General features: G+C 59.1%; 9 protein-coding genes. 2 read left to right on the top strand and 7 right to left on the bottom strand.

The features are described 5' to 3' along the window. Positions 1–82: 82 nt before the first annotated feature. Together Q0Y02_RS03400 and Q0Y02_RS03405 are read left to right on the top strand one after the other, a co-directional pair. Complete coding sequence (locus tag Q0Y02_RS03400; protein ID WP_297764408.1) at positions 83–1,033, top strand: transaldolase; 951 nt, start codon at positions 83–85, stop codon at positions 1,031–1,033. After that, on the top strand, positions 1,030–1,467 hold the full coding sequence (locus Q0Y02_RS03405; RefSeq protein WP_297764410.1) for a TerB family tellurite resistance protein: 438 nt from the start codon (positions 1,030–1,032) through the stop codon (positions 1,465–1,467). The genes Q0Y02_RS03400 and Q0Y02_RS03405 overlap by 4 nt, the downstream gene beginning before the upstream one ends. 152 nt (positions 1,468–1,619) lie before the next feature. Here the strand turns inward: Q0Y02_RS03405 and Q0Y02_RS03410 are convergent, their stop codons facing one another. The 7 genes from Q0Y02_RS03410 to hrpA all read right to left on the bottom strand — a co-directional run bounded on the left by Q0Y02_RS03410 (position 1,620) and on the right by hrpA (position 10,621). Next, positions 1,620–2,402 carry a VacJ family lipoprotein gene (locus Q0Y02_RS03410; RefSeq protein ID WP_297764412.1) on the bottom strand — a complete coding sequence of 261 codons (783 nt, stop codon included), beginning with the start codon at positions 2,400–2,402 and terminating at the stop codon, positions 1,620–1,622. 91 nt (positions 2,403–2,493) lie between these two features. Further along, entirely contained in the window at positions 2,494–3,144 is a 651-nt protein-coding gene (locus Q0Y02_RS03415) for a DoxX family protein (RefSeq protein WP_297764415.1), read from the bottom strand. 9 nt (positions 3,145–3,153) lie between these two features. Further along, entirely contained in the window at positions 3,154–3,924 is a 771-nt protein-coding gene (locus Q0Y02_RS03420) for a putative DNA-binding domain-containing protein (protein WP_297764418.1), read from the bottom strand. Beyond that, positions 3,921–4,778 carry a DUF692 domain-containing protein gene (locus Q0Y02_RS03425; protein ID WP_297764421.1) on the bottom strand — a complete coding sequence of 286 codons (858 nt, stop codon included), beginning with the start codon at positions 4,776–4,778 and terminating at the stop codon, positions 3,921–3,923. The genes Q0Y02_RS03420 and Q0Y02_RS03425 overlap by 4 nt, the downstream gene beginning before the upstream one ends. A gap of 18 nt (positions 4,779–4,796) precedes the next feature. Further along, positions 4,797–5,144 carry a hypothetical protein gene (locus tag Q0Y02_RS03430; RefSeq protein WP_035244042.1) on the bottom strand — a complete coding sequence of 116 codons (348 nt, stop codon included), beginning with the start codon at positions 5,142–5,144 and terminating at the stop codon, positions 4,797–4,799. A gap of 192 nt (positions 5,145–5,336) precedes the next feature. Next, entirely contained in the window at positions 5,337–6,467 is a 1,131-nt protein-coding gene (locus tag Q0Y02_RS03435; protein ID WP_297764426.1) for a beta-ketoacyl-ACP synthase III, read from the bottom strand. A gap of 269 nt (positions 6,468–6,736) precedes the next feature. Continuing rightward, positions 6,737–10,621 (bottom strand): ATP-dependent RNA helicase HrpA, encoded by a 3,885-nt coding sequence (hrpA, locus tag Q0Y02_RS03440; protein WP_297764429.1) that lies wholly within the window; start codon positions 10,619–10,621, stop codon positions 6,737–6,739. Between the last annotated feature and the right edge of the window lie 151 nt (positions 10,622–10,772).

A 10,772-nucleotide genomic window follows, 5' to 3' on the forward strand; every position in this document is an offset into this window, starting at 1 on the left:
CCGCTCCTACGGCACAGAAAGCCCCCTGTCATAGTTGGCCTTTACCCTGTCGCCAGCCATGACACTGAAAGGAACGGATACCGTGAACAAACGCGAACAGCTAGCCCAATGGACCTCCCTGGTAGCCGATACCGGTGATCTGGACATGATCGCCGAACTGGCGCCGGAGGATGCCACCACGAACCCTTCCCTGCTGCTGGCAGCGGCCCGTGACGAGCGTTACCGGCCCATGCTGCAACAGGCAGCGGACCTGTGCCGCGCCCTGGGTCATGGCGGCGAGATGGACTGGCTGACGGACTGCTATGCCTGCCTGGCCGGTCAGGCCATCCTTGAGCGGGTGCCGGGCCTGGTTTCCAGTGAAGTGGACGCGCGCCTGTCTTTCGATACCCGCGCCACCGTGGAAAAAGCGCGTCGGCTGATGGCCATCTACCGGGAACTGGACGTGGACCCGGCACGCATCCTTATCAAGACGGCGGCCACCTGGGAAGGCATCCGCGCGGTGGAAGTGCTGGAAGAAGAAGGCACCCGCTGCAACGTGACCCTGGTCTTCAACCAGACCCAGGGCCTGGCCGCTGCGGAAGCCGGCGCCACGCTGATCTCTCCCTTTGTGGGCCGCATCTTCGATTGGCACCGCAAACAGGGCATGAACATCGCCACCCCGGATGACGACCCGGGCGTACAGTCGGTTCGCCAGATCTACCGCACCTTCAAGGCGCGCGGCCTGGAGACCATCGTGATGGGCGCCAGCTTTCGCAACGCCGGCCAGATCGAAGCCCTGGCCGGCTGCGACAAGCTCACTATCAGCCCGGCCCTGCTGGGGGAACTGGCCGCCGATACCGGTAGTCTGACTCAAGTACTGGATGCGGAGCTGGTGGCCCCGGAAGACGATTGGCACGCCGTCACCGAGGCCGCCTTCCGCTGGCAACTCAATGATGATGCCATGGCCAGTGACCTGCTTGCCGATGGCATCCGCCGCTTCGCCAAAGACCAAGTGGCGCTGGAAACCCTATTGCAGGAGGAAGGTGTAATTTGAATTGGTTGAACCGACTCTTTCGCCCCGATCAGCCTCAACAGCAGACCAGCGAGCACGACCTGCACCGGGCGGCCGCCGCCCTGCTGCTGGAGGTGGCACGCACCGACGGCACGGTGGACCCGACAGAGTCACAACGTCTGATCCAGGCGGTGGAAAAACGCTGGCACCTGGACCGACAGGAAATGGATGACATCCTCACAGAACTGGAAAACCGCGTGGACGAAGCCACCGATCTGTTCGAGTTCACCCGCCCGCTGCGCGATCACTGGGGACCGGAACCGAGAGTCACCTTGATCGAGGAAATGTGGGCCATGGCCGCCGCCGACGGCCACGCCGATGTCCACGAAGAACACCTGATCCGCCGTGTCAGCGACCTGCTGTATGTGTCGCATGGGGACTATATTCGGGCGAAACTGAAAGCAGTGAACAGTTAACAGTGAATAGTTAACGGCTGCGCGAGTAGAGTTTGTCTTTATTTTCATGCAATGAGGCCGCGCCCAACTGATGGGCGCGGCCTCATACGTTTAAAACCTGAAACACGCCTGACGCGCGCTGTTCACTGTTAACTATTCACTGTTAACTGCTTTCACCACCCTTCATCCTCATACTCGTCTTCCAGCTCGGAATCCCGCTGTTCTATATCCGGGAAACGCAGAGAAGGCGCATCGCCGGATTCAAAGCGACGGCGCTGCAGGTAGGCATTGCGCAGGAAGGTGTAGCGGTCACCAACAATATTTCGCTCCAGATCCAGCAAATCAGCACGCAAATCCACCACATAGGTGGCGGTCACGCTGTAGCGGGTCAGGTCATGCTCGATGTAATGCCGCAGACGCATGTAATCTTCCGGGATAATGGACGCCGCATCACGCACGGTGGACGGACCCCAGAATGGCAGCACCAGGTAATTGCCTTCCGGAATTCCCCAGCGAGCGAACGTCAGGCCCAGATCGGTGTTGTGCTTGTCCAGGTCGACCTTGCTGGCCACATCAAACAGGCCACCAATGCCAAGGGTACTGTTGACCGTAAAACGGCCAAAGTTATGGCCGGCATGGCCCCACCGCCACTGCAGCACACTGTTCAGGCCGCTACGAAAATCCCGCAGGTTCTCGAAAACACGGGTCACGGTGTCATCGAACCAGCCGGGAGTCGCCTTGCGATAGCCCTTGGCGGCGGGCTTGAGGGCGTACTTGTCGAGGGTTTCGTTGAAGGCAAAGATCTTGCGGTTGATGTCTTCCCAGGGGTCATCATCCTTTGGCTCGCTGCCTTTCGGAGCATCGAAGGGAGACGAGGCATCACCCCAGTCTTCACCTTCCGCGCCAGCGACGGCGCAGGAAACACTCAGCAATACAGTCAGTAGGAAATAACGCACGGTCACCCCGAAAAGTCATAGACGCAGCATTATAGCGACCCTGTCGCCCCCCCGAACAGGGGGGCGAGCAATCTACAATGCTATCGCTCCCTTAAGCCGGCCGGGACAGGCGGCGAGCGAACCAATAATCCAGGCTCAGATATCGGCCAGCCCCGTAAAAGAACAGCACCAGAAGCATGATGAAATAGGTAGCAGCGAATTCGATGCCATTGTTAAGAATGACCAAGTTGCCCTTTTCCGTCAGCCAGGGGTAATTACCATGCTCACGCAGAATCCTCTTGGCTCGTGTCAGCCGCTCACCGACAGCCTCACTGTTCTCAAGGCTGGCCTGAGCCCCGGGAAAGCCCACCTGGGCCAACGGTAATGCCGTGCTGGTAGCAGGGTCAGAGGGTGCGATTGCAAACCAGCCGTGCTGCCAATGCACCGTTGCCATGGCAATAAGCATGGTAAACATAAGCGGCAATGTGATGTACCGGGTTAGTAGCCCCAGTAGTAAAAGCATCCCACCCAACAGCTCTGTCGCAGTAGCCAAAAAAGCCAATAACGCCGGGAAGGGCAAGCCCAACCCCCATTCCTGGTTTCCGAACCAGGCGACCGTGCTGTCGAAACTCACCGCTTTGTTGTATCCGGCACTGATCATTACCGGAGCCAGATACAAGCGCAGCGCCAGAGGCGCCAGAAAATCCAGGGACCGGGTACGGTTCAGCAGATCATGAATAGAAACCAAAAACGCATTGCTCATCAGGAATCCTTACAGGCTGCTTAGTGTCGTCCCAATAAGGATGTCTCGCTCACGCATTTGTTGCAGAATTTCCAGGGAAAAGGTCGCCAATTTGCTCACATCCGCAAATTGCATCTCTTTGGCCAGTACCGCGACAACCTCATGCCCCGTGAATCCAGGGTTTTCATCAATGAGCTGTAACAACCGGGCGGTTGGCGCATTAATTTCCATGAAGCCCACCTTGTCATCCCTGCCCCGATAGACCAGCAACCATAATGTTTGCTCTAACGGAGTCTGGGGTTGAAATTCGGCACATATTTCATGGACCGGGTACTGGTAGCTCAACACAACATGGAGGGGGCTTAGCTGGGGAATGGCACGCAACAGGTCGCCCTCGGGATGAAACCCGGTGGCCGGAAAGGTTTCTGTAGACGCATCCAGCACCAGCTCCATCCACTCATAGTGAGCCAGTTCCAGCAGGAAAGGCGGATCGCCCTCCTCCAAGCCCTGACCGGAAGCCAGGAAGGTGACAAATTCCTGGGGGATTTCCAGAAAATAAGGGGTCTGACAGGCATGCTGATCAAAGAAGGTACGAACCAGCCGTTGCCAACGCTGCGCATCCAGAATGGAATACAGCACAGGAAACCCCTGGGTGATAAAACCGTTTACGTTGTTGAAAAAAAGCGTTCGGTAAATATCCAGTCGACGCTCTTCGATATCGCCGGGGGCCGAGTGGTTTTGCGGATTGCGTAGATGTGCCGCAAATCGCCGCTGCAGGGTTTGAAAATCGGCCTGGCTCATCCCAGTTTCCGTGTCGTTGACGGCTGCTGATGCTGATAACGGCCAATTTTCTGAAGCTCACTGAACAGCTCTTCATTGCCGGGGAAATTGAAATCCCGCTCCAACAAGGTGGGTAAAGCGCCAAACTCACGGTAGGCATGCTCCAGCAATGCCCACACCGGATCAATCACCGCACTGCCGTGGGTATCGACTTTCAGATCTTCCGCCTCGTCAAAGTGGCCGGCGATATGCAAGTAGCAGATGCGCTCACCCGGTAACGCACTGATAAAATCGCGGGGGTCATAACCGTGATTAATGCTGTTCACGTAGGCGTTGTTCACATCCAGCAACAACTCACAGTCCGCTTCTTCCAGCACTGCATTAACGAACTCGATCTCTGACATTTCCGCGCCGGGAGCCGCATAGTAACTGACGTGCTCGATGCCGATGGGCTGCTCAAGAAAATCCTGTACCTGGCGAACCCTGTCTGCCACGTAATGTACTGCCTCTTCAGTAAAAGGAATCGGCATCAAATCGTAGAGGTGGCCGTGATCGCTACAGTAGCTCAGGTGTTCCGTATAACGGCGAATATTGTGTTCCTTCAGGAACCCTTTCACCGATTTCAATAATTCAAAATCCAGGGGCTCAGGCCCGCCGAGGGACAGGCTAAGGCCATGGGTCACAAAGGGGAACTGCTCCGTGAAAGCACGGAACTGCTTGGCCAGACGACCGCCCATGGGAATCCAGTTTTCCGGTGCCACCTCCATAAAATCAAAGGGCGCACTTTGCGGAGAGTCGAGGGTCGGAGAAAGCGGGCCCATCAGGGCCCGCCGAAGACCCAGGCCCACTCCGGACACTGGTGTCTCAGGTTTCATGCATTAGCTCCTGCCTTATTAGGCACCACCGCCGCATTTGCCTTCACCACACTTGCCTTCGCCTTTCTTATCATCGCCACATTTGCCCTCGGCGCTTTTCTCGCCGCAGCTGCCTTCAGCGCTTTTTTCACCACAGCTACCTTCGCCACTTTTTTCGCCGCAGCTACCTTCTGCTTTCTTGTCACCGCATTTGCCTTCACCACACTTGCCTTCAGCGTGGGCACCAGCCAATTGGTAACCAGCTTGCAGGTCAGCGGCTGCGAACGGGTTTTCTGCAGCCATCGCCACAGGAGCGGAAAGTGCGGAAGCCACAACAGCCGCACCAACAGTCGCAGCCAGGGGGTTCAGTTTGCTCAACTTAGCCATGTTCAGTCTCCATACATCATTATTAAGGTTGTATCCGAAACCGCACAATGCGGCTCAGGCAAACCACGTTGTTTTGCGTAGCGCCTGATTCAGACAATATAGAGATGAAGCCGTGAGGTAAACGTTACAGGCAGCATCAAAAAAGGCCGCAGAATGCGGCCTTCGTGAAGCTGACGTGAAACCGGCGGACGGTTACTTGATCCGGTTCACAATCACACTACCGATGGAGTAACCGGCCCCAAAGGAACAGATCACCCCTTTGGTCTCCACCGGCAGGTCCGCGTTGTACTTGTGGAACGCGATAATGGAACCGGCGGAACTGGTATTGGCATAGTCGTCGAGAATCACCGGTGCCTCCTCACGGGTGGCCGGACGGCCCAGCACCCGTTTGGAGATCAATTCATTCATGCTCAGGTTGGCCTGGTGCAGCCACATTCTGCTGAGGGCTTCCACCGCCACACCGGTATCGGACAGATGCGAGGAAATCTGCTCGGCCACCATGGGGCAGACTTCCTTGAACACCCGGCGACCTTCCTGGCGGAACAGTTTGTCACGAGCCCCAATGCCGCTTTCATCAGCACGGTTCAGGAAACCGAAATTGTTGCGGATGTTGTTGGAGAATTTGGTCTGCAGGCGCGTGCCCAGTACTTCCCACTGGTTATCCGAGGTGGCATCTTCCTTGCGCTCCAGAATCACGGCCGTGGCCACATCACCGAAGATGAAGTGGCAGTCGCGGTCTTCCCAGGCCAGATGGCCGGAACAGATTTCCGGATTCACCATCAGCACCCGGCGGGCGCTGCCATTACGGATGGCGTCGACACCGGCCTGAATGCCGAAGGTGGCGCTGGAACAGGCCACGTTCATGTCATAGCCCCAGCCGTGCTCCATACCCAGAGCCGCCTGTACTTCCACGGCCATGGCCGGATAAGGGCGCTGCATGTTGGAACAGGCAACCAGCACCGCATCCAGGTCGTCAGCGGTCAGGTTGGCATTTTCCAGCGCCTGCTTTGCCGCTTTGACGGCGATTTCCGCCTGAATGGACACCTCCTCGTCGGATCGCTCGGCAATGTTCGGTGCCATCTTTTCCGGGTCGAGAATGCCGCTTTTATCGATCACAAAACGCTGTTTGATGCCGGACGCCTTTTCGATAAAGGCGCTATCGGAGGGACCCAACGCCTCCACCTCGCCAGCCTCAATGGCCTGGGCGTTACGCTCGTTGAACAACTTTACGTATTCGTTGAAGGATTCCACCAGCTCGTCGTTGGTGATGGTCTGCTCCGGGGTCCACAGACCGGTGCCACTGATTACTACAGAATAGCTCACAAGCGAGTCCTCGCACTCGAGCGAGGCAAAGGGCCCCGCTCCACAAATGGGAATAATGGGTCGATTATCCGGATTCGGGGTGGCCAGCGCAAAGGCCGAAGGGAGGATAGTTGTTACGCTTTCTACGGAGTCACTGTAGGAGCGCCGCTTGAGGCGCGAACCTGGCGTAACGCTCTGCTATGCCTGATTGTCCTCCGTGCGTTTCCTCGCAAGCGAGGTTCGCGCCTCAAGCGGCGCTCCTACAGCAGCTTCGTTGCGAGGATCGCTGATCAGCAGAGCTCCCACTGCTTGTTCAGGCGCTTGGCGGAGACTGGCACCCGGGTACCGAGCTGCTGTGCAAAAAGGCTCACCCGGTATTCCTGCAACATCCAGAAATACTCCTGCAGCGGTGCAGATTGCTGCCGCAGTGGAAGACCGGCGGCTCGGGTGACGTACTGCTTATCAAAAGCCTCCAGCTCCGCTGTCAGGGTGCGGTCCTTGCCGATCTGGCCGCCAAGCTTGTCCAGACGGTGGCCGATGGCCTCCAGATAACGGGGATACTCCATCAACCAGGGCCAGGGCACCTGCAACAGGAAATCATCGCGGAACAGGCTGGCCAGTTGCTGCTTCAGGTCCCGGTGGGCATGGGCCCAGGCCAGCGGGAAGTTTTTCTCCAGCTTGCCCATCAGCTGGCGGTAATCGGCGAACAGCTTGCCAAAGGCGGTCAATTGCTGGCTGGCCCAGGGCACGAAATCGCCCCGATGGGCATCCAGCCTGGCCTGGAAAGCGGCCTCATCCCGCACCGGCTCATCCAGCCGGAAATGCTCTGCCAGCAGACGCAGTAGCGCATGATCCAGTGCCTGGCGGGCCATGGCGCCCTTCTCTGCCTTGAGCTTCTGGAACCCCGCCATCTGCGAGGCCTGCTTGCGCAGGTCGCGCAGCTGGACACTGAGCTTGAAACCCAGCAGACGCGCCGTGCCCCACCGGTGGCACCAGCGCGCGTCATCGGCATCATCCCGATAGCGCAACACTACCCCGTCGCCGTCCTCCTCCAGCGCCGGATAGCGACGCACCACCATGCCACCCAGGTCCTGTTCTCGTGTTTCCGGCAAGGTCCCGAACACCCATTCCTGACCGCGCAGCACCGGCTCCTCCGCCACAGGTTCCGGCAGGTTACGGGTGACGCCCTCCAGCTTGTCACGGACCTCGTCCAGGTGGCGCCCCTGGGCCAGCACCTTGCGTTTGCCATCCACCCGGTCCACCACCTGGATGAACATGCGCAGATGATCCGGCAGCGTGGCATCCTGCCACTCTTCCCGCTCGATACGCACACCGGTGATGCGTTGCAGTTCCCGGGTCATGGCAGACAACAACGGTTCTTGCGGATTCAGGGTGTCCAGCAGCGCGCTGACGAAATCCGGCACCGGTACAAAGTGACGCCGCCGGGCCTTGGGCAACGCCCGGATCAGGGCTTCCAGTTTTTCCCGCAGTAGTCCCGGCACCAGCCAGTCCAAGCGGGTGTCGGGGACCTGATTGAGAACCGCCACGGGGACAATCAGGGTGACGCCGTCGCGCTCCCCGGTGGGATCAAAGCTGTACTCCAGGGGCAGGCTGATGCCATCCAGGCGTAGCTGATCCGGGAACTGGTCGTTGCCCAGATCCGGGCTGCGCGACAGCAGAAAATCCCGCTTCATCAGCAGCGCGTCCTTCTGCGCCGGCGTGGCCTTTTTGTTATACCAGCTCATCAACCCGGCCAGGCTGCTCACGTCCTGCGGCAATCGCTCATCGTAGAAGGCCACCCGGACCTCCTCATCCACCAGAATATCGCGCCGGCGCAGCTTGTGTTCCATCTCCTCCAGCGTCTCGAATTGCTCCCGGTTGGCTTTCACGAAGGGCGGCTCACGATTCAATTCGCCCATCACCAGCCCTTCGCGGATCATCAGTTCGCGGGCTTCCTGCGGGTTGATCGGCGCATAGTTCACGCGCCGGCCACTGGCCAGGATCAGGCCGAACAGGTTCACCTGTTCCTTGGCCATGGCACAGCCGCGTTTCTTCGACCAGTGCGGCTCGAAATACTGGCGTTTGACCAGATGAGCGGCGGCGGCTTCCACCCATTCCGGCTCGATACGGGCCACGGTACGGGCAAACAGCCGGCTGGTTTCCACCTGCTCCGCCGCCATCAACCAGCGGGCCTTGGTCTTCGACAGCGACGAGCCGGGCCAGATCAGTGGCTTGCGATTACGCGTGGACAGCCACTCGCCCTCGTCCGTGCGCTGCATCACGTTGGCCAGCAGCCCGGGCAACAGGGCCTGATGCAAGGGCCCATAGGCACCCTCTGCGAGCCCCTGCTCGTTCATGGTCGGCGCATTCAGCGCCCAGCCCTGCTCCTTGCACAACAGCAATAGCTGGCGGTGGGTATCGCGCCATTCGCGCATGCGGGTGGGCGACAGAAAGGTTTTCTTCAACAGCTTCTCGTACTGGTTGCGGCTGAGCGACTCGCGCTGGCTGTCCGCCCACTGCCACAGCTTGACGAAAAACAGGAAATCCGAATCCTTGTCGGTGAACGGCTGGTGAGCCTGGTCCGCCTGCTGCTGCTTTTCGTGAGGCCGCTCGCGAGGGTCTTGGGCGGCCAGGGCCGAGACAATGATCAGCGCCTCGCGCAGCACTTTCTGCTGGGACGCCGCCACCAATATCCGCCCCAGGGTCGGGTCCAGCGGAAAACGGGCCAATTGCCGCCCCAGGGCCGTCAGGGTCTGTTTCTCCGTCAACGCGCCCAACTCGTCCAGCAGCCGATAACCATCGCGGATCAGACGGCCGTCCGGCGGCTCGATAAAAGGAAAGTCTTCCACCCGGCCCAGTTTCAGATCGGCCATTTGCAGAATCACCGCCGCCAGATTGGTGCGCTGAATTTCCGGATCCGTAAACGCGGGCCGATTCAGGAAGTCGTCTTCGTCGTACAGACGAAAACAGATACCGGGCATGATGCGCCCGCTGCGCCCGGCCCGCTGGTTGGCGCTGGCCTGGCTGACCGGCTCCACCGGCAGGCGCTGTACCTTGGAGTGCACACTGTAGCGGCTGATGCGGGCGGTACCGGCGTCAATCACATAGCGGATACCCGGCACGGTGAGCGAGGTTTCCGCCACGTTGGTACTGAGCACCACCCGCCGGCCACGATGAGAGGCAAAAATGCGGTGTTGCTCGGCCTGACTCAGGCGCGCATAGAGAGGCAGGATTTCCGTGTCTCTCAGCTCGCACCGTTTCAAGTGATGATGCACATCGCGAATATCCCGCTCGCCAGCCAGGAATACCAGTACATCCCGCGCCACGGGCAGCCCCTCGCGGCGCTCCTCGCGCTGGATTTCCTGCAGCACGTCTTCGATTTGCCGGGACAGTTCCTGGCCTTCCACCGGCGGACGGTAACGCATTTCCACCGGGAAGGTACGCCCGGACACTTCCAGCACCGGCGCATCACCGAAATGATTGGCAAAGCGTTCGTGATCGATGGTGGCCGAGGTAATAATCACCTTCAGATCCGGCCGTTTCGGTAGCAGCTGTTTCAGGTAGCCGAGCAGAAAATCGATATTCAGGCTGCGCTCGTGGGCCTCATCGATGATCAGGGTGTCGTACTGGTTGAGAAAGCGATCCTGCTGGATTTCATTGAGCAGCATGCCGTCGGTGAGCACCTTGATCAGGCTGGTCTCGCTGACCTGCTCGGCAAAGCGCACCTTGAAGCCAACGGTACTACCCAGCGGGCTGTTCAGCTCTTCCGCTACCCGGCTGGCCACGGCACGGGCCGCCAGCCGCCTTGGCTGGGTGTGACCGATGGTGCCCTCAATGCCCCGCCCCAATTCCAGGCAGATCTTGGGCAACTGGGTGGTCTTGCCCGAGCCGGTCTCCCCGGCAATCACCACCACCTGATGATCGCGAATGGCTGTCTTGATCTCCTCACGGCTGGCCACCACCGGCAGGTCCGGCCAGTTCAGCACTGGCTGAGACGCCTGACGTTTTTCCCGATTGGCAATGGACGCGGCAATGGCCGTGGAAATCTTCTCCACGGCCTTGTCATTGCGCTTGTCAGCAGGCAAGCGTGACAGACCATCGATCCGCTTTTTCAAACGAAAATGGTCCGCTCTGCGAACGTTACCAAGCTGGCTGTAGAGTGGCTTCAAAGACATGAAAAATTCAATCAACCATAAAACATCGTAGGAGCGGCGCTCGAGCCGCGAATCGTTCTTGGGAAAACCCTCGCAAGCAGGTTCGCGGCTCGAGCGCCGCTCCTACAGCCAGCTTGGTAACGTTCGCAGAGCGGACCATTTTCGTTTGAAA

The organism is uncultured Alcanivorax sp., assembly GCF_947258575.1.
Classification (GTDB): Bacteria; Pseudomonadota; Gammaproteobacteria; order Pseudomonadales; family Alcanivoracaceae; genus Alcanivorax.

Bases quoted from the DNA above. Each gene is read 5' to 3' on its own strand.
- Q0Y02_RS03415 (WP_297764415.1), bottom strand. From the start codon at position 3,144: ATGAGCAATGCGTTTTTGGTTTCTATTCATGATCTGCTGAACCGTACC.
- Q0Y02_RS03420 (WP_297764418.1), bottom strand. From the start codon at position 3,924: ATGAGCCAGGCCGATTTTCAAACCCTGCAGCGGCGATTTGCGGCACAT.
- Q0Y02_RS03425 (WP_297764421.1), bottom strand. From the start codon at position 4,778: ATGAAACCTGAGACACCAGTGTCCGGAGTGGGCCTGGGTCTTCGGCGG.
- Q0Y02_RS03430 (WP_035244042.1), bottom strand. From the start codon at position 5,144: ATGGCTAAGTTGAGCAAACTGAACCCCCTGGCTGCGACTGTTGGTGCG.
- hrpA (WP_297764429.1), bottom strand. From the start codon at position 10,621: ATGTCTTTGAAGCCACTCTACAGCCAGCTTGGTAACGTTCGCAGAGCG.